The sequence below is a fragment of the Plantibacter sp. MMLR14_011 genome, from assembly GCF_001865025.1.
Classification (GTDB): Bacteria; Actinomycetota; Actinomycetes; order Actinomycetales; family Microbacteriaceae; genus Plantibacter; species Plantibacter flavus_A.
Genome location: NZ_MJGW01000039.1, coordinates 182,673 through 201,949 on the forward strand (window position 1 = coordinate 182,673; position 19,277 = coordinate 201,949).

A 19,277-nucleotide genomic window follows, 5' to 3' on the forward strand; every position below is an offset into this window, starting at 1 on the left:
CAGGCTCAGGGACCGAGATCATCGGCGGGTAGGACGGTTCGGTGGGGTGCGTGGTGCCCTTCGACAGGCTCAGGGACCGGGGTAGTTGGGGGAGCGGGGCGCTGTCGGTTGGGTGCGTGGTGCCCTTCGACAGGCTCAGGGACCGGGAGTCAGCTCGTGTAGCGGTAGCGGGCTCCGGTGTGCTCCTCGGGGAGACGGTCACCACGGCCGTGGAGCTTGTGGCGGAGGCTGCCCTCGACGTACTCCTCGGGGTAGGCGCCACGACGACGCAGCTCGGGGATGACGAACTCGACGATGTCCTCGAAGGTGCCGGGCGTGATCGCGTAGGCGAGGTTGAAGCCGTCGACGTCGGTCTCCTCCACCCACTCCTGCAGGGTGTCGGCGATCTCCGACGCACTGCCGACGATCCGCGGACCGAGCCCTCCGATCGCCCCCATGCGCGCGATGTCCTTCACCTTGAACTCGCCACCCTCCTCGTTGGCCGCCTGGTAGTTGGCGACCGCCGACTGGATGGCGTTGCTCTTCACGTTGCCGATCGGCTCCTCCGGGTCGTACTGCGACAGGTCGATGCCCATCCAGCCCGACATGAACACGAGCGCACCCTCCTGTGACGCGTACTGCAGGTAGTCCTCGTGCTTCGCCTGGGCCTTCTCGCTCGTCTCGTCGGTGATGATCGTCAGCAGCGTGTAGATCTTCGCCGAGTACCGGTCGCGACCGGCGGCCTCCAGGGCGTCACGGATGCGTCCGACTGTCGCTTTGAGCCCCGCCTTCGTCGACGCACCGACGAAGATCGCCTCCGCGTTGCCCGCGGCGAACTGGATGCCGCGCGGCGACGCACCGGCCTGGTAGATGACCGGCGTCCGCTGCGTGGACGGCTCGGACAAGTGGATGCCGGGCACCGTGTAGTGCTTGCCGAAGTGCCCGATCTCGTGGACCTTCGTCGGGTCGGTGAACACGCCCGTCTCGCGGTCGCGCACGACGGCGTCGTCCTCCCACGAGCCCTCCCACAGCTTGTAGAGGACCTCGAGGTACTCGTCGGCGACGTCGTACCGCTCGTCGTGCTCGAGCTGGTCGTCGTGCCCCATGTTGCGCGCCGCACTCGGCAGGTACCCGGTGACGACGTTCCAACCGACGCGCCCCTTCGTCAGGTGGTCGAGCGTCGACATGCGCCGCGCGAACGGGTACGGGTGCTCGTACGCGGTGCCGGCCGTGACGCCGAAGCCGAGGTGCTTCGTCACCGCTGCCATCGCCGACACGAGCAGGATCGGGTCGTTCACCGGCACCTGCGCGCCGTTGCGGATCGCGGCCTCGTTGCTGTCGCCGTAGACGTCGTAGGTGCCGAGGACGTCGGCGATGAAGATGCCGTCGAAGTTGCCGCGCTCAAGCAGCTGCGCCAGGTCCGTCCAGTAGGAGAGGTCCTTGTAGCTACTCGAGCGGTCGTCGGGATGACGCCACATCCCCGATGCCTGGTGGGCGACGCAGTTCATGTCGAAGGCGTTGAATCGGATCTGTCGGGTCATACGCACGATCCTGCATCACGAGTCCCGGACGTCGCCTGGCAATCGGCCTCTCCCGTAACAGGGCGTCATCTAGGCCCCGGACATCACCTCTGCGACGTGTCCTCCGCTGCGATCGCCTCGGCGTACTCCTCGTCGCTGAGGGCGCCGACCGTCGAGTGCCGGCGTCCGTACCCGAGGTAGAGCGCCGCGCCAACGAGCATCCAGATGAGGAACACGATCCAGGTCGTCCCGCCGAGCGACACCATGAGCCCGAGGCACATGACGATGCCGAGCGCGGGGACCACCGGGAACAGCGGGACGGAATAGCTGCGGTCGAGGTCGGGGCGTAGGCGACGCAGCAGGATGACCGAGAGGTTCACGAGGGCGAACGCGAACAGTGTGCCGATGCTCGTGGCGTCGGCGAGTTCGCCGAGGGGGATGAGGGCGGCGACCACCGCGACGACCGCACCGACGATGACGGTCCCGGCGACGGGCGTCCCGCTGCGGCGACCGACGCGCGAGAACACCCGCGGCACCATGCCGTCCTGCGCCATCCGGTACAGGATGCGCGTCTGCCCGTAGTAGACGGTGAGAACCACACTCGCGATCGCGATGACCGCGCCGATGGAGAAGAAGAGCGCGACGATCGGCTGCCCGGTGATCTCGGTGAGGATGCCGACGAACGCCGACTCGTCGTCCGCGAAGGCGGTCCACGGCCGGGCGCCGATCGCGGCGATGGCGACGAGGATGTAGACGGCGGTGACGATCACCATCGACAGGATGATCGCGCGCGGCAGGTCGCGTCGCGGGTTCGTCGCCTCATCGCCGGCGGTCGATGCCGCATCGAACCCGATGTAGGAGAAGAACAGCCTGCTGGAGGCTGCCGCGACACCGGCGACACCCATCGGTGCGAGCGGTTCGAAGTTGCCGAGGGAGAACGCCGAGAACGCGATGACGACGAAGACGAGCAGCACGGCGAGCTTCACGAACACCATAATCGTGTTCGCCCAGGCGCTGTCCTTCGCGCCGCGGACGAGCAGCAGCATCGCGAGCAGGACGAGGGCCGCGGCCGGCAGGTTGATCAGTCCGTCGGCGACGCCGATCGGGTTCGCGAGTGCCGGCGGCAGTCCCAGGCCGAAGACCGCGAGCGCTTCGTTCACGTACTGCCCGGCACCGACGGCGACCGCGGCGACGGAGACCCCGTACTCGAGCACGAGGCACCACCCGCACACCCAGGCGACGCCCTCACCCATGGTCGCGTAGGCGTAGGAGTAGCTGGATCCGGAGACCGGCACCGACCCGGCCATCTCGGCGTAGGACAGGGCCGACAGCAGTGCTGCGAGCCCGGCGACCGCGAACGCGATCCAGACGGCGGGTCCGGCGAGCGGGACGGCGGTGCCGAGGACGACGAAGATGCCGGTGCCGAGCGTCGCGCCGACGCTGATCATCGTGAGCTGCCAGACGCCGAGCGAACGGCGGAGCGACGTCCCGGATTCGGCGGGATCCGTCCCGAGTCGGACGAGCGGCATGCGCCGGCGCAGCTGCACGAGGAGCGGGAGTCGGCGATCAGTCACGGGTATCCATGGTAACCGCGGAGATCGGCGGAGCTTGCCGCGGTCACCGCACCGAGCTGCGCCGGACGACGAGTTCCGGCTTGAGCACGACCGTGCGGTGCTCGTGCGTCGCCGGCTCGTCGACCTCCTCGGCGAGCAGTCCGGCTGCGATCACGCCCATCTCCCGACCGGGCTGCGCGATCGTCGTCACCGGGACGGCACTCTCGGCGGCGTAGTGGTTGTCGTCGTACCCGGTGACGGCGATGTCGTCGGGGACGCTGATCCCGGCGGTGACGAGGTGCTCGATGCACCCGACGGCCAGTGAGTCCGCGGCGCAGACGATCGCGTCGGGCCGATCCGTGGCCGCGCGGTCGGCCAGCTGCTCACCGAGGATGCGGCCGACCCTGGTGGTGAGGCTGTGGGTTTCCGCGACCTCGAGCTCGACGCCGGCGTGCTCGGACACGGCGCGTCGCACGCCCGCGAGCCGGTCGGCGACGGCGTGCAGGTGGAGCGGTCCGCCGGCGTACAGCAGCCTGCTCCGTCCGAGTCCGATGAGGTGGCTCGCCGCGAGGTAGCCGCCGAACTCCTCGTCGACGATGACGCCGCAGGACTGCGCGGGATCGCCCGGCCAGTTCACGAACACCACCGGGCGGCCGTGACTGCGCACACGGGCCGCGCCCCGCTGTTCGCCGTCGAGTGGAGCGAGGATGATGCCGCGCACGCGGGTCTCGTCGAACAGGTCGAGGTAGTCGTTCTGGCGCTGGAGGTCGACGTCGCTGTTGGCGAGGAGGAGTTTCAGCCCGGCTTCCGCCGCTGCGGACTCGATCCCGCGCGCGATGTCGACGAAGAACGAGTTCCCGATGTCGACGAGCACGGCGCCGACGGTGTTGCCGGTCCCTTTCGCGAGTGTGCGGGCTGCGTCGTTGGGGACGAAGGCGAGGGCGTCGACCGCGGCGGCGACCTTCTCGCGCGTCGCGTCACTGAGCAGGTGGGGTCGGTTGAAGAAGTTCGACACGGTGCCGTGGGACACTCCCGCGCGCTCAGCGACGTCGCCCATGCGCGAGTCGCCCTGCTGCCCGCGCCGCGCTCTCGCTTCCGACATCTTCGCCCACCCTCGTCGTGATCCGCGTCGATCGGTGAATCGTTACCGATTCCACCTTGCGGATCGAGGCCAGTTTACCTAGTCTCATCACTTGACGCGCATCAATTGATGCGCGTCAACAACACACGGCACCGCTCGGGGCCTGCATTCAAGGAGGAATCGCAATGACACGACCCATGCGCCGGAAAGCCGTCCTGGCTCCGCTGGCCGCCAGCGCCGGAGCGCTCGCTCTCGTCCTCACCGGTTGCGGTGGCGGCGGTGGCTCGACCACGGCGACCTCGTTCACCTACCTCATCAACTCCGAGAACACGATGATCCCGGGGCAGATCACGGCCCTCAGCGAGAACCAGTGCAAGGCCGAGAACACGGCCCTGCCGCTCAAGGTGGAGACGGTCCCGCAGACGAACCTCGACCAGAAGCTCCAGTTGCTCGCCGGGCAGAACTCCCTCCCCGTCATGTACGCGGCGGGTAACGCGCCCGATCTCACCAAGACGCTCGACGGCTCCGGCAACGTGGTCGACTTCGAGCAGGCCCTCACCGACCTCGACGCGCTCGACGACATCGAGCCCGCGGCGATCAGCACCATCAAGGCGCTCTACGGCGGCAAGTTCAACGTGCTGCCCTACCAGTACAACATCGAGGGGATCTGGTACAACAAGCAGATCTTCGCCGACGCCGGCGTCGAGATCCCGCAGACGTGGGATGAGCTGGTCACCGCGGCCGACACCATCTCGAAGACGGGCGTCACCCCGTTCTCCGCGTCCGGGGAGCAGGGCTGGCCGCTCACCCGTCTCGTCGGCGACTACCTCTTCCGCGACCTCGGCGCCGACGCGCTCCAAAAGGTCGCCGACGGCGATGCGAAGCTCACCGACCCCGAGTACGTCGAGGCGGCAGCTGCCGTCGCCGACCTCGGCGCGAAGGGCTACTTCGGACAGGGCGTCGGATCGATCGACTACGACACGGCCGCGCAGCAGTTCCTCACTGGCAAGGCCGCGATGTTCTACATGGGCAGCTGGATCCTCGAGTCGATGAACGACGAGACGGCGAACCAGATCGGCATCGACAACGTCGGCTTCATGCCGTTCCCGGCCGTCGAGGGCGGCAAGGGGTCGATCGACGAGTACCCGGCGAACGTCGGCCTGCCGACGACCATGAACGCCAAGCTCTACGACGACAAGGTCGGCGACTGGCTCGGCTGCATCGCCGAGAACTACGGCAGTGCGGCGCTCCAGGATCAGGGGACCATCTCGGGCTTCAAGACGAACACTGAGGTGACCGGCGTCGCTCCGCTCACGCAGGAGATCCAGACGACGATCTCCGAGTCGACGTCGAGTGTGCTCTGGTTCGAGGCGCTGTTCTCAACGAAGGCGACGACCACCAGCCAGACGAACGCCGCACAGCTCGTGACCGGGGCCATCAGCCCCGAGGAGTTCATGCAGCTCGTCCAGGCGGACCTCGACAATTGACCCGCGGCGGGCGGCGACCTCGCGCCGTCGCCCGCCTCCAACCGCGGCTGCACACGGAAGTGACATGACATGAAACACGTACTCGGTGACAAGCGGGCGATCGCGATCCTGCTCGGTCCCGCCCTCCTCGTCTACACCCTGGTGATGCTCGTCCCCGTCATCTGGTCGCTCGGCTACACGGTCTTCGAAGGCAACGCCATCACCGGCTTCACGTTCGTGGGCGTGGACAACTTCGTGCGCGCGGCCGGCGATCCGAAGGTCTGGGACGCGGTCCTCTTCACGGTCAAGTACGCGCTGGTCGTCACGATCGGGCAGGTGTTCATCGGGTACCTGATGTCGCTCCTGTACGTGTTCGTCCTGAAGCGCTCGTCCGGAATCATCCGCACACTCGTGTTCTTCCCGGTCGTCCTGCCGACCGTCGCGGTCGCGCTCCTCTTCCAGAAGATGTTCGAGGTGGCACCCTCCACCGGGGTCGTCAACACGGTCATCACCAGCTTCGGTGGTGACTCCGTCGACTGGTTCGGCAGTGGCGCGAACGCCTTCCTCGTGATCGCGATCATGGACATCTGGCGCTCCATCGGCTTCTACGGGGTCCTGTTGTACGCGGGCATCGTCGAGATCCCCGAGGACACGCTGGAATCCGCCCGCCTCGACGGAGCGACCGGCTGGAGCCTCGTGCGCCACATCGTCATCCCGTTGTCGCTCCCCGTCCTGTTGTCGGCGATCATCTTCAGCATCAACGGCACCCTCAAGGTCTTCGACTCGATCATCGCGCTCACGAACGGCGGCCCGGGCAACGCGACGAGCCCCCTGACGCTGTACATGTTCCAGACGTCCTTCTCCTACGGCGAGTACGGCTACGGCAGCACCATCGCCCTGCTGCTGACGATCATCTGCCTCGTCGTGACCGTGTTCATCTTCCGTTCCTCGCGTCGCGACCTCACGAAAGCCTGAGCCGATGACCTCCAGCACCCTGCCCGCCACCGCGGTTCCCACGAAGACCCCCGAGCGCCGACCGCGCGTCTCACCCGGCGCCCGGCGCTTCCGCCGCGGACTGGTCAAACTGCCCCTGAACGTCCTCGTCGCGGTCATCCTCGTCATCACGATCTATCCGCTGTTCTGGCTGGTGATCAGCTCGTTCAAGACGAACGACGAGTTCATCAACGGTGACGCCTTCGCCCTGCCGTCCTCGATCGCCTGGGACAACTACATCGAAGCGTGGACCACCGGCAACATGGGCCAGTACCTCACGAACAGCGCGCTCGCGGTGTTCCCGGCGCTCGCGCTCATCATCGTCCTCGGGACCGCCGCCGGCTTCGCCCTCGAGGTCATGGTGTGGAAGGGCCGGAACGGCGTCCTGCTGGCGTTCCTCGTCGGCATCATGGTGCCGGGGCAGATGATCCTGCTGCCGCTGTTCACCGTCTACTTCCAGACCGGGCTCTCCGGCACGCTCTGGCCGCTCATCATCACCTACACCGCGATCGGCCTGCCGCTCACGGTGTTCATGATGGCGACCTTCTTCCGGGCGATTCCGCGCGAGGTCTTCGAAGCGTCGACCCTCGACGGCGCGAGCATCATCCGCTCGTTCTTCGTCATCGGGTTCCCGATGGTCCGGAACGGGATCTTCACGATCGCCCTCGTGCAGTTCTTCTTCATCTGGAACGACCTGCTCATCGCGCTGACCTTCACGAACAGCTCCGACCTCCGCACGATCCAGGTCGGGCTGCTCAACTTCACCGGCGAGTTCGGGGCCACGCAGTACGGTCCGCTGTTCGCAGCCATCTGCATCAACGTGTTCGGCACCCTCGTGCTCTACCTCGTGCTGAACCAGCGGGTGATGAAGGGGCTCACGGCGGGCTCCGTCAAGGGCTGATCCCTCAATCGCCGCCGTCCCCAGCGCCCTCGATCGCGCTTCCCACCACTCCGCTCACCCGGGTCCGTTCCGACCGGGAGAAAGGCTATGTCTCGCCATGACCACCTCCATCACCGCCACCACCGCCGACCAGGCCGGTCGGCCTCCTGCTGCCGCCGCCGAGCAGGTCACCGTGACCGCGCCACGTTTCGAGCACCTCCGTGAGCCGCTCGGCATCGGCGTCGCCTCGCCGCGGTTGTCCTGGAAGCTCACCGCTCCGTCCGGCTTCGAACCGTCCGCGTACCAGGTCGAGGCGGTGCGCGCCGGCAGCCGCAGGGAGGCGGAGCCGGTCGTGTCCTCCGAGCAGGTGCTCGTCGACTGGCCGTTCGAACCGCTCGCGTCGCGTGAGGCGGCCGTGGTGCGGATCCGGGTCCAGGATCGTGACGGTGCGTGGTCGGCGTGGAGCGAGTCGGCGACCGTTGAGGCCGGCCTGCTGGAGCCGTCCGACTGGTCGGCGGCGCCGGTGGGCGGCGCGTGGGAGGAGGACCCGGAGGCCGAACGGCGACCGTCACTCGTCCGTCGGGAGTTCTCGCTGCCGGACGACGTCGTCTCCGCCCGCCTCTATGTGACCGCCCACGGGCTCGCCGAGGTCGAGATCAACGGGAGCCGTATCGGGGCGGACGCCCTGGCGCCGGACTGGACCGTCTACGGCGAGCGCCTCACGTACCGCACCTACGACGTCCTCGACGCGCTGCGGGCGGGTGGGAACGCGATCGGGGCCTGGCTCGGTGACGGCTGGTACCGCGGCCGCATCGGCTTCCACGGCGGGTATCCCAACCTGTACGGGGCCGACCTGTCGCTCATCGCGCAGCTCGAGGTGACGCACGCCGACGGCACGTGCACGACGATCGCCACCGACGCCGACTGGACGGCCGGGTTCGGGCCGATCCTCCGCAGCAACCTCTACTTCGGCGAGCACTACGACGCGCGTGAGGAGGTGGCCGGGTGGTCGCTTCCGGGGTTCGACGGTGAGGGCTTCTCTCCCGTCGCCGTCGGGTCGCGCGACACCGGGACACTGGTGGCGCCGCAGGGGCCGCCGGTCCGGAACACGCAGATCGTCTTGCCGGTGGAGGTGACCACCTCGCCCTCGGGCGCCACGGTGCTCGACTTCGGGCAGAACCTCGTTGGTCGCCTCCGCATCCGGGTCTCCGGAGCGCGCGGGACGACCGTGCAGCTCCGCCATGCGGAGGTCATGCAGGACGGCGAGATCTACACCCGTCCGCTGCGTGGTGCCCTCGCGACCGACCGGTACACGCTGCGTGGTCCGGCATCCGACGCCGATGCCGCCGATGGCACCGATGGCCCGGATCACGTCGAGGTCTGGGAGCCGCGCTTCACGTTCCACGGATTCCGGTACGCCGAGATCACGGGATGGCCGGGCGCGTTCGATCCGTCGGACGTCGAGGCGCTCGTCTACCACAGCGACATGGAGCGCACGGGGTGGTTCGAATCGTCCGACCCGCTGCTCGACCGGTTGCACGAGAACGTGGTCTGGGGGATGCGTGGCAACTTCGTCGGCCTACCGACCGATTGCCCGCAGCGCGACGAGCGACTCGGCTGGACCGGAGACATCCAGGTGTTCGCCCCGACGGCGTCGTTCCTCTATGACTGCGCGGGGTTCCTGGGCGGGTGGCTGCGGGACGTGGAGGCGGAGCAGCTCGACGACGGGACCATCCCCTGGTACGTCCCGGTCATCCCCGGTGGCAGTGAGTGGACGCCGATCCGGCCGGGCGCGGTGTGGGGCGACGTCGCCGTCCTGACGCCGTGGACCCTGTTCGAACGGTTCGGAGACCGTGGGGTGCTCGCGACGCAGTACGAGAGCGCGAAGCGGTGGGTGGACCTCGTCGACCGTCTCGCAGGGCCCGGCCATCTGTGGAACACGGGCTTCCAGCTCGGCGACTGGCTCGACCCGGCTGCACCCCCGAACGATCCAGCCGATGCCGCGACCGACCGCTACCTCGTCGCGACCGCGTACTTCGCGTGGTCGGCGAAGCGACTGGGAGAGACGGCGGCCGAACTCGGACTGACGGCTGACGCCGAGCACTACGGGCGGCTCGCGGCAGCGGTCCGGGACGCCTTCGCCGCGGAGTACGTGCTCGACTCGGGCGAGCTGACGAGCGATGCGCAGACGGCGTACTCGTTGGCACTGGAGTTCGGACTGTTCCCGACTCCGGAGCAGCGGGGCTGGGCGGGTCGTCGGCTCGCCGAGCTCGTCGCCGCGGCCGGCAACCGCATCGCGACCGGCTTCGCGGGGACACCGCTCATCACGGACGCGTTGACCGACAGCGGCCACCTGTCGACCGCCTACGACCTGTTGTTCGAGGACGAGTGCCCGTCGTGGTTGTACACGGTGAAGCAGGGCGGCACGACGATCTGGGAGCGCTGGGACAGCCTCCGTCCGGACGGGACCGTGAACCCCGGCGGGATGACGTCGTTCAACCACTACGCCCTCGGGGCCGTCGCCGACTGGATGCACCGAACCATCGGTGGGCTCACGAGTGTCGCGCCGGGGTACCGTCGGGTGCGGATCGCGCCTCGACCCGATCCGCGGCTGACGTCGGCGGCGGTCGCGCATGAGTCGCCCTACGGTCGCATCAGTGTGTCCTGGCGGGTCGCCGGTGAGACGTTGGAGGTCGCCGTGGTCGTGCCCGTCGGCGTCACCGCTGAGATCGCCCTCCCCGGTGCGGAGGAGCAGGTGGTCGCGCACGGTGAGCACCGGTTCGTGGTGCCGGTCGTCACCGACTGAGCCCGGGGTCGCCCAGGCTCACCCGGTCTCGGCGAGCTCGGGTCTCGTCTCGTGTCGTCGGCCGTCGGGTGTGGTCCAGGTGAGGATGCCGCCGGGGTGGTGCTCGAGGTTCCAACCCGGCAGGTGTTTCAGCCGGTGATGATGTCGACAGAGACAGGCCAGATTGTCGACAGCTGTCGTGCCGCCGTCCTGCCAGGCGATCGAGTGGTCGAGGTCGCAGCTCCGGGCGGCCCGTCCGCAGCCCGGTGCCCGACACGTGGTGTCTCGCAGGCGGACGGCGCGCGCCAGGTCTGCCGGTACCCGGTACTGCTCGCGCCCGACGGACACGACGGCTCCCGTTTCCGGTTGGGTGAGGATGCGGGTCATGGAGGGGGCCGTGACGGCGAGTCGGGCGGCGGTGTCGGGGTCGATCGGGCCGTAGCCGTCGAGCACGCCGGGTTCGTCGGTGATGCCGAGGGTGGACAGGGCCGGGACGGTCATCTGGACGGTGGCCCGGATGCGGGCCTCGATGCCGACGGGCTCGGCGAGTAGGGGGTCGGCCCGGGCGGCGACCGCCTCTTCGACGATCCTGGCGGCGTCGTCGAGCGGCGCGGAACCGGGGAGCCACGTGAACGTCCCGGTCGTCTCCGGGTCGACCGGGATGGGACCGACGTCGTCGTGCACCGTTCCGGCGACGGCGAGCGACGCGAGGGCGTCGGCACGCAGCTGAGCGAGCGTGCGGGTGTCGCCGGCGATCCGCGCCGGGACCGCGACGGCGTCGAGGCGGTTCCTGATCGCGTGCGCCAGCGGGGCGGTGGTGAACAGGTGCAGCCAGGCCATGCCGTCGGCCGCAGCCTCGAGCTCGACACGGCGCTCGGTGATCGAGCGCGTGCGCCGGGCGGTGATCGATTCGGGGTGCAGTCGTTCCCGTACGACCCTCGCGCGCTGCCGGAGGCGTGCGGTCGTCGATCGGAGGGCGACGGGCAGCACCTGCTCCAGGAACACCGCGCGGCCCTCCGCCGGGACGTCGCGGAGTTGGTCGGTGATCGCGCGGGCGTGACCGCCGCTGATGGAACCCTGCGCGAGCGCCTCGAGCACGACGGGTGCGTGGTGGACGAGCGCCTCGGCGTCGCCGACCCGCGCCTGGAGCGTCGGCTCGGACATCCTCGTGGCGATCGCGAGCGACGCGCACATCGACCGCCTCGCGAGGTCGCGGGCGTCGGTCGAGGTGGTGCTCGCGGAGACGAGCGCTGACGCGGTCGCATCGGCGTAGGAGAAGGCCTCGGCCAGCAGCTGCGCCTCCTCGGCGTCGAGCGCCGCGCGGCGCCGGGCGAGGTCGACGAAGCGGTCGGTGAACGACGCCATCCGAGCGGCGAACACATCGCTCGGGTGTTCCGGGTGCTCCGGATACCCCGAGCGCTCGTGCACCTCGGGGCCCTCGAACGTGGCGGTCTCGGTCATGACTCCAGTCCAACATGGACCACTGACATTCGAGATGATCACGAGGATCCGGGCCGCTCTGACCCGCCCATCGCCTCGCACAGCCGACCGCCGAACGCCAGGGCGAGACCGCGGTCACCGGTGGCTCGTACGATGAGCGGGTGGGTATGCGTTCGCTGCTGAGTCAGCTGGCCGGGGGAGTCCGAGGAGCGGCGCCGGAGGGTGTCGACGAGCAGGCGGTCGTCCGCCTCAACGCCGAACGGCCCGTGCGCGAAGTGCTCGAATTGGCCGGCCGGATCGGTGAGTCGATGCTGGCGCTCGGAGCCGCAGCGGCCGAGGTCACCGACGCCATCCGCCGGGTCTGCCGCGCGTTCGACCTCGAATGCCAGGTCGACCTCACCTTCACCTCCATCCTCATCGCGCACGACGGGTCCGAGCGGTCACCGGGGGTCACGGTGCTGCGCGTCGTCCGTTCGCCCGCAGCCGACTTCGACCGGCTCGCGAAGGTCGTCGTGGTCGCCGAAGGGATCACCCGTCGCTCCGAGCCGATCATGACCGTCACCGACGTCGCCCGCGACGAGGAGGCGGACGTGCTCGACGAACTGCACGCCCGCCTCGGCACCGCCCATCGCGACCTCGACCGCATCCTCACCGCCCGTCGCACCTACCGTCGCGGCTTCATCACCGTGCTGCTGTCGACCATGGCCGCGGCCGTCGCCGTCCTCCTCGGCGGCGGCGTGGTCTCGATGCTGCTCGCCGCAGCCACCACGGCACTCATCGACAGCGCGTTCCGGGCCCTGAACGTCTGGAAGCTGCCCGTCTTCTTCCTCCAACTCACCGGAGCGGCCATCGCCACGACGGTCGCCGTCCTCATCTCCATCCTCAGCCCCTACGTCCCGGCGGACCTCTCCGCGCTGCCCCCAGCCCTCATCGTGGCGTCCGGCATCGTCGTCCTCCTCGCCGGCGCTTCACTCGTCGGGGCGGCCGACGACGCGATCAACGGGTTCCCGGTCACCGCAAGCGGACGCCTCGTCGAGGTGATGCTCCTCACCATCGGGATCGTCGTCGGCATCGGTGGGGTGCTCGACCTCGCCCGACGACTCGGCATCTCGCTCGTCCTCTTCGACCTCCCCGTGAGCCCCTGGCCGGTCGCCGTGCAGATCGTCGGAGCGGCCGTCGCCTCGGCAGCCTGGGCGATGGCCTCGTACGCGGCCCTCCGCGCGGCGTTCTTCGCGGGCGTGACCGGCGCCATCGCGTTCTCGGTGTTCGTGTTCGTGTCCGGCAGCGGCGTCGCCCCGGCGGCGGCCAGTGCGCTCGCCGCACTCGTGATCGGGTTCGCTGCGGAGGCGCTCGGCCCGCGGCTGCGGATCCCGGCGATCATCCTGACGATCTGCGGGATCGTCCCGCTGCTGCCCGGGCTCGCGATCTACCGCGGCATGCTCGCCCTCGTGAACGGTGAGCAGGGTTCGGAGGGCTTCGAGCAGCTCCTGCAGGCGGGGCTCACCGGCCTCGCGCTCGCCGCGGGCGTCACCTTCGGCGAGATCCTCGCGCGTCGCTCGGGTGTCTCCGGCCGGGTGCTGTTGCCCGGGTACATCCGGCGCTCCAAGCGCCATCCGCGCTGACCGGGGCGGTTGTTGCTCAGGGACCGGTTGACGCGGCTCAGGGACCGGGGTTCGGCTCAGGGACCGGTCGGCGCGGCCGTCCGCTGCCGGGCCTGGGGCTTCGCCGCGGACGTCAGGAACGACGCCAGGACGACGACGGCGAGCACGACGATCATCGCGCCGCGCAGACCGAAATGCTCCCCGAGGAACCCGAGCAGCGGCGGCCCGACGAGGAACGCGACATAGCCGGCCGAAGCGACGGCGCCGACGGTCGTCGTCGGATCGTCGCTCTCACCCGCCGCCGAGAGGGTCACCGGGAAGCCGAGCGCCGCTCCGAGCCCCCAGAGCAGGACCGCGAGCCCCGCGACGAGCACACTGTCGGAGAAGACGACGAGCGCGATCCCGACCGCCGACACCAGCGCGCTCACCCGCAGCACGTTGGCCTTGCCGAAGCGGGCGAGGAGCGGTTCACCGGCGAAGCGACCGATCGTCATGGCGAGCGCGAACCCGCCGAAGACGATCGAACCGACGGCCGCCGTGGTTCCGTGTCCGTCGACCATGATCAGCGGCAACCAGTCGCCGGCGGCGCCCTCCGCCAGCGCGAGGGCGAGCACGATGAGTCCGAGGAAGATCACACGCTGCTGTCGCCACACCGCGAGCTGCGCGCGGATGCCGGGGGAGCCGACCCCCGTGTCCGTCTGACGTCCCGTGTCGGCCGGGATCTTCGGGATCGCCCACAGCAGCGCCGCGAGGGCCACGGCCACGACGATCAACAAGTGGATGGTCACGGGGAAGGCGATCGCCGTGAGCGCGATGCCGGCGACGGATCCGATGACGGAGCCGAGGCTGTAGCAGCCGTGGAGCACGGGCAGGATGGACCGTCCGGACAGCTGCTCGATCGTCGCACCCTCGATGTTGATCGCGATCTCGGCAAGGCCGAAACCTAGGCCGATGCCGACCAGCCCGACGAACACGCCCACGCCTTGGCCGGCACCGGCCATGAGGGCGAGGAGGGCGAGCCCCGTGACGAAGGCGCTACCACCGATGAGGATCGGGCGTCGGGCGCCGAAGCGGCGGACGAACGCCGCCGAGGACAGGACGCCCGTCATCGAACCGATCGAGATGCCGAAGAGGATGAGCCCCATCTCGGCGGTGCTCGCGTGCACGAGGTCGCGGACCGCGGGCGTGCGGACGATGAAGGATGACAGGCCGACCCCGAGGGTCAGCATGAAGACGAAGATCGCCCCGCGCCGCCGCCGAAGAGGGGCGGACAGCGCGGGGCGGGGGTTCGCCTGACCGGCGCGAGCACTCATGCTCCGAGCCTAGAGGCGGTGGAACTGCCGGCTGGCAGGAATCAGAGGATCAGCCCGAGGGGTTCTCGACGGGATCGCCTTCGGGGTCGGTCCCCGTCTCGGGGCGGTGCTCCCCTCGGACGGGCCGACGAGGAAGGATCAGCCCGAGGGGTTCTCGACGGGATCGCCCTCGGCGTCGGTCCCCGTCTCGGGATCGACCTCCTCGGGCTTCGTCACGGCCTGCTCGATGTCGTCGTCGTGTGCGCGCTGCGCGTCCGACTCGGGTCCGTTATTCGACATCGCCACGCCATCCCTGCCCGGTCTGACCTTCGGTCTCGACGAGCTGCTTGAAGTTGCCGAGGTCCTTCTTCACCGCATGTCCGGCCACACCGACGGCGGAACCGAGGTGCTCGAGGAGGCCCTTGGGCTCCCAGTCCAGCTGCACGGTGACGCGCGTCTTGGCGTCCTCCAGGCGGTGGAAGGTGACGACGCCGGCGTGGTCCGCCTCGCCGCCCGTGCTGTTCCAGGCGACGCGCTCGTCCGGGTGCTGCTCGGTGATCTCCGCTTCGAAGGTGCGGGTCTGGCCGGCGACGCTCACCGTCCACTCGGTGAGGGTGTCGGTGACCTGCGTGATCGACTCGACCTCGTCGAGGAACTTCGGGAAGTCCTCGAAGCGGGTCCACTGGTTGTAGGCGACGGAGACGGGAACGTCCACGTCGATGGTTTCGATGATCTGCGTCATGGGCGCCATCCTCTCTGGTGCTGCGGTACCTGCACGGGTCTCGTCCGGAAAGCCCGGACGCGACTGCGACGGTACGCGTGCAAGCTGCGATTCCGGGGGCATGGCCACAGGCGCTGCAACCTGTTACCCTGGCCGTCGCGACGCGTGCCCTCGCTCAGAGTTGGAAGCGGTACCCCATACCGGCCTCGGTGAGCAGATGGCGGGGGGTTGCCGGCTCCGGCTCGAGCTTCTTCCGCAGCTGCGCGATGTAGAGGCGCAGGTAGCCGGTGTCGGTCACGTGCGTCGGACCCCAGATCTCCGTGAGCAGCATCTGTCGGGTCACGAGCTTGCCGGCGTTCCGGATGAGCAGCTCGAGCACCTGCCACTCCGTCGGCGTCAGGCGGACGGTGACCGGGGTCGCACCAGCGGTCTGCCTGGTGACCTGCTTCGCGGCGAGGTCGACCATGATGTCGCCGAACCGCACGGTGGGTTCCGCCTCGGCACCGGGGACCCGTCGGGTGAGCGCTCGGACCCTGGCGAGCAGTTCGTCGATCGCGAACGGCTTCGTCACGTAGTCGTCGGCTCCGGCGTCGAGCGCCTCGACCTTGTCCGTCGAGCCGGCACGACCGGACACCACGAGGATCGGCGCGTCGGTCCAGCCGCGGAGGCCCTCGATCACCTGCCGCCCGTCGAGCCCGGGCATGCCGAGGTCGAGCAGGTACAGGTCGGGCCGGTGCGTCGTCGCGGCGTTGAGCGCAGCGGTGCCGTCCTCGGCCGTGATGATCTCGTAGCCGCGGGCGGTGAGCGTGATGCGCAGGGCCCGGAGGATCTGCGGGTCGTCGTCGGCGATGAGGATCTTCATCGAGCGCTCCCCTCCTGGTCACGTGCCGCCGGCAGCGACACCACCATGGTGAGACCCCCACCCGGCGTGTCCTCCGGTTCGAGTGTGCCACCCATCCCCTCGACGAAGCCCTTCGACAGCGCGAGTCCCAGGCCGAGACCGGTGAGGTTGTCGGTGTCGCCGAGCCGCTGGAACGGGACGAACACGTCCTCCCGCCGGTCGGGTGCGATGCCAGGGCCGTGATCCACGATGCGGATCTCGACGGCGTCGCGGAACCCGCTCGTCGCGATCCGGACGGGGGTGTCGTCGGGACTGAAACGCTGCGCGTTCGTCAGGAGGTTCACGATGACGCGCTGGAGGAGGCCGGCGTCCGCGAGGACAGGTGGCAGGTCCGGTGCGAGATCGAGCTCGGCGTCGTGCGGGCCGATGCCGAGTTCGTCGAAGGCCGGCAGGATCGCGTCCTCGACGTCGATCGGTGCGACGGTCACGGCGAGGACACCGGCCTGGAGGCGACTGACGTCGAGCAGGTTGGTGACGAGGGACGCGAGCGTGCGCAGGCTGTCGTCCGCGGTCTCGAGGAGGTCGCGGCGGTCCGCCGTGGTGAGCTCGACGTCGGTCGCGCGCAGTCCGGTGACGGCGGCGGTCGCGGCGGCGAGGGGGCGCCGGAGGTCGTGACTGACCGCCGAGAGCAGCGCGCTCCGCACCCGGTCGGTCGCGGCCAGCGGGCCGACCTCCTGGGCGGTGGCGCGTAGATCGGTGTGCTCGAGCGAGGCGTCGAGCTGCGCTGCGATGACGGCGAGCAGGCGGCGGTCGGAGGCGGCGAGCACCCCGCCGTGCAGTTCGAGCACCGCACGGGTGCCGATCGGGATGCTCGTGAAGTCGCCTCCGCGGGTCGGTTCGCCGTCGACCGCGAGGACCTGCTCACCCGCGACGAGGCGCACCCCGGCGAGCGAGAAGGACTCACGGGTCCGGCTGACGAGTGCCTGCAGGGCACCCTCGCCGCGGAGCACGCTGCCCGCGACCGTCGCGAGCAGCTCGGACTCCGCGGCCGCGCGCCTGGCCGTGCGAGCCCGCCGGGCCGAGAGGTCGACGACCCCGCTCACGATCACCGCGATGACGACGTAGAGCACGAGCGCCACGAGGTGCGCCGGATCGTCGATGGTCACGGTGTAGAGCGGTTGGACGAAGACGAAGTCGAGCGTGACCCCGGACAGGACGGCCGCGAACACCGCCGGCCAGAACCCGCCCACGAGCGCGACGAGCACGACGAGCAGCTGGTACGACAGCACCTCGCTCGTGATCGACTCCTCGGTGCGGGCGAGGTGGAGGAGCCAGGTGACGAGCGGCCCGCCGATGAGCGCGAGCGCGAAGCCCGCGATGTGGCGCCGTGCGCTCAGGGCGCCGCCGAGCTTCGGCAGTCGGAACCGGCCGCCCGCCGCCTCGTGGTTGACGATGTGGACGTCGATGTTGCCCGACTCACGGATGACCGTGTTGCCGATGCCGGGCCCCGTGACCGCGGCGGACAGGCGACTGCGCCGGCTGACGCCGATGACGAGCTGCGTCGCGTTCGCCGCTTTCGCGAAGTCCACGAGCGCACGGGGGACGTCGTCGCCGACGACCTGGTGGAAGGTGCCGCCGAGGGTGTCGACGAGCGCTCGCTGCTGCGCGAGTGCGCCGGGGTTCGCGGTGCGGAGGCCGTCCTGCGTCGTCACATGCACGGCGATGAGCTCACCGCCGGAGGAGCGGGCTGCGATCCGGGCGCCGCGCCGGAGCAGGGTCTCGCCCTCCGGTCCGCCGGTGAGGGCCACGACGACCCGCTCACGCGCCTCCCAGGTGCTGTCGATGCCGTGTTCGGCGCGGTAGTCGCGGAGGGCGGAATCGACCTCGTCGGCCAGCCACAGCAGCGCCAGCTCGCGCAGTGCCGTGAGGTTGCCGAGACGGAAGTAGTTGGACAGGGCGGCGTCGATCCGCTCGGCCGGGTAGACCCGGCCGCCGGCGAGGCGGTCGCGGAGGGCCTGTGGAGCGAGGTCGATGAGTTCGATCTGGTCGGCCGCCCGGAGCACGGCGTCGGGGATCGTCTCCCGCTGCGGCACCCCGGTGATCTGCCGGACGACGTCGTTGAGCGACTCGATGTGCTGGATGTTCACCGTCGAGAGCACGGAGACACCGGCGGCGAGCAGGGCCTCGACGTCCTGCCAGCGCTTGTCGTTCGTGGAGCCGGGGGCGTTCGTGTGGGCCAGTTCGTCGACGAGCGCGAGTCCGGGGCGGCGCGCGAGGACGGCCTCGAGGTCCATCTCGTCGAGCGTCACGCCCCGGTGCTCGACGCCCCGACGCGGCAAGGTCTCGAGCCCCTCCGTCAGGGCGGCGGTCGCGGCCCGGCCGTGGGTCTCGACGACCGCGACGACCACGTCGACGCCCTCCGCGGCGAGACGGTGACCCTCCTCGAGCATCGCGTAGGTCTTACCGACGCCGGGGGCCGCGCCGAGGAGCACCCGGAGTCGTCCGCGCTGCATGGGTTATCCGTTCAGTCGGGCCACGGCGAGGTTGAGCTGCAGGACGTTGACCGTGGACTCCCCAAGGTAGCCGAGGTCGGGACCCTGCGTCAGGCGCTCGACGAGGGCACGGACCTCACCCTCGTCGAGGCCGCGCTCGGCGGCGACGCGGGGAACCTGCAGCAGCGCGTAGGCCGGGCTGATGTGCGGGTCGAGGCCGGACGCGGAGGCCGTCAGCGCGTCGGCGGGGATGCTCGACGGATCGACGTCCTCGAAGGCGGCGATGGCAGCGCGGCGCTCCTCGATCGATGCGACGAGGTCGGTGTTCTCCGGCCCGAGGTTGCTGCCGCTCGACGCGCCACCGTCGTAGCCGTCGCCGGCCGCCGACGGACGCGACTGGAACCACTGCGGCAGCGGTTCGCCGTCGGCGTCGGTGAACGACTGCCCGATGAGCGCCGAGCCGACCGTCTCGCCACCCTCGGTGACGGCGGATCCGTTCGCCTGCCAGGACATCGTCGCCTGCCCGATGCCGGTGACGATGAGGGGGTAGCCGACGCCGAGGACGACGGTGAGGGCGAGCATGGCCCTGATGGCGACCCAGTACTGGGCGATGCCGCTGCGGGAGGCACTCAT

The 19,277-nt window shown here is 69.8% G+C and carries 15 protein-coding genes; 5 read left to right on the forward strand and 10 right to left on the reverse strand.

Annotation, left to right across the window (positions count from 1 at the left end):
- Positions 1 to 149: 149 nt before the first annotated feature.
- The 3 genes from BIU99_RS13580 to BIU99_RS13590 form a co-directional block, all read right to left on the reverse strand.
- On the reverse strand, positions 150 to 1,520 hold the full coding sequence (locus BIU99_RS13580; protein WP_071261688.1) for an LLM class flavin-dependent oxidoreductase: 1,371 nt from the start codon (positions 1,518 to 1,520) through the stop codon (positions 150 to 152).
- Between the two features lie 83 nt (positions 1,521 to 1,603).
- On the reverse strand, positions 1,604 to 3,028 hold the full coding sequence (locus BIU99_RS13585) for an APC family permease (RefSeq protein ID WP_079003811.1): 1,425 nt from the start codon (positions 3,026 to 3,028) through the stop codon (positions 1,604 to 1,606).
- Positions 3,029 to 3,116: 88 nt separating this feature from the next.
- Positions 3,117 to 4,154, reverse strand: a complete 1,038-nt coding sequence (locus tag BIU99_RS13590) for a LacI family DNA-binding transcriptional regulator (protein WP_240555659.1) — start codon at positions 4,152 to 4,154, stop codon at positions 3,117 to 3,119.
- A 164-nt stretch (positions 4,155 to 4,318) separates the two neighbouring features.
- Here BIU99_RS13590 and BIU99_RS13595 point away from each other — a divergent pair, with 164 nt between their 5' ends.
- The 4 genes from BIU99_RS13595 to BIU99_RS13610 all read left to right on the forward strand — a co-directional run bounded on the left by BIU99_RS13595 (position 4,319) and on the right by BIU99_RS13610 (position 10,278).
- Complete coding sequence (locus BIU99_RS13595) at positions 4,319 to 5,620, forward strand: ABC transporter substrate-binding protein (RefSeq protein ID WP_071261691.1); 1,302 nt, start codon at positions 4,319 to 4,321, stop codon at positions 5,618 to 5,620.
- 69 nt (positions 5,621 to 5,689) lie between these two features.
- Complete coding sequence (locus BIU99_RS13600) at positions 5,690 to 6,574, forward strand: carbohydrate ABC transporter permease (RefSeq protein ID WP_071261693.1); 885 nt, start codon at positions 5,690 to 5,692, stop codon at positions 6,572 to 6,574.
- A 4-nt stretch (positions 6,575 to 6,578) separates the two neighbouring features.
- Positions 6,579 to 7,493 carry a carbohydrate ABC transporter permease gene (locus BIU99_RS13605; RefSeq protein WP_071261694.1) on the forward strand — a complete coding sequence of 305 codons (915 nt, stop codon included), beginning with the start codon at positions 6,579 to 6,581 and terminating at the stop codon, positions 7,491 to 7,493.
- 97 nt (positions 7,494 to 7,590) lie between these two features.
- Positions 7,591 to 10,278 (forward strand): alpha-L-rhamnosidase, encoded by a 2,688-nt coding sequence (locus tag BIU99_RS13610; protein WP_079001062.1) that lies wholly within the window; start codon positions 7,591 to 7,593, stop codon positions 10,276 to 10,278.
- An 18-nt stretch (positions 10,279 to 10,296) separates the two neighbouring features.
- Here BIU99_RS13610 and BIU99_RS13615 read toward each other — a convergent pair whose 3' ends face one another.
- Entirely contained in the window at positions 10,297 to 11,718 is a 1,422-nt protein-coding gene (locus BIU99_RS13615) for an HNH endonuclease signature motif containing protein (RefSeq protein ID WP_071261696.1), read from the reverse strand.
- A 146-nt stretch (positions 11,719 to 11,864) separates the two neighbouring features.
- On the opposite strand from BIU99_RS13615, the gene BIU99_RS13620 reads away from it, so the two are divergent.
- On the forward strand, positions 11,865 to 13,319 hold the full coding sequence (locus BIU99_RS13620; protein WP_079001064.1) for a threonine/serine exporter ThrE family protein: 1,455 nt from the start codon (positions 11,865 to 11,867) through the stop codon (positions 13,317 to 13,319).
- Between the two features lie 56 nt (positions 13,320 to 13,375).
- Here BIU99_RS13620 and BIU99_RS13625 read toward each other — a convergent pair whose 3' ends face one another.
- The 6 genes from BIU99_RS13625 to kdpC form a co-directional block, all read right to left on the reverse strand.
- A complete protein-coding gene (locus tag BIU99_RS13625; RefSeq protein WP_071261697.1) occupies positions 13,376 to 14,611 on the reverse strand; it encodes an MFS transporter in 1,236 nt (411 codons plus the stop codon).
- Positions 14,612 to 14,749: 138 nt separating this feature from the next.
- The gene (locus BIU99_RS20010; protein ID WP_153303361.1) at positions 14,750 to 14,890 is read right to left on the reverse strand and encodes a hypothetical protein; all 141 of its coding nucleotides are present in this window, start codon (positions 14,888 to 14,890) and stop codon (positions 14,750 to 14,752) included.
- A complete protein-coding gene (locus BIU99_RS13630) occupies positions 14,880 to 15,332 on the reverse strand; it encodes an SRPBCC family protein (RefSeq protein ID WP_071261699.1) in 453 nt (150 codons plus the stop codon). The genes BIU99_RS20010 and BIU99_RS13630 overlap by 11 nt, the downstream gene beginning before the upstream one ends.
- A 154-nt stretch (positions 15,333 to 15,486) precedes the next feature.
- Entirely contained in the window at positions 15,487 to 16,173 is a 687-nt protein-coding gene (locus BIU99_RS13635; protein WP_071261701.1) for a response regulator, read from the reverse strand.
- On the reverse strand, positions 16,170 to 18,665 hold the full coding sequence (locus BIU99_RS13640; protein WP_071261702.1) for a DUF4118 domain-containing protein: 2,496 nt from the start codon (positions 18,663 to 18,665) through the stop codon (positions 16,170 to 16,172). The genes BIU99_RS13635 and BIU99_RS13640 overlap by 4 nt, the downstream gene beginning before the upstream one ends.
- A gap of 3 nt (positions 18,666 to 18,668) precedes the next feature.
- Positions 18,669 to 19,277: a potassium-transporting ATPase subunit KdpC gene (gene kdpC / locus BIU99_RS13645; RefSeq protein WP_071261704.1), complete on the reverse strand. Its 609-nt coding sequence runs from the start codon at positions 19,275 to 19,277 to the stop codon at positions 18,669 to 18,671.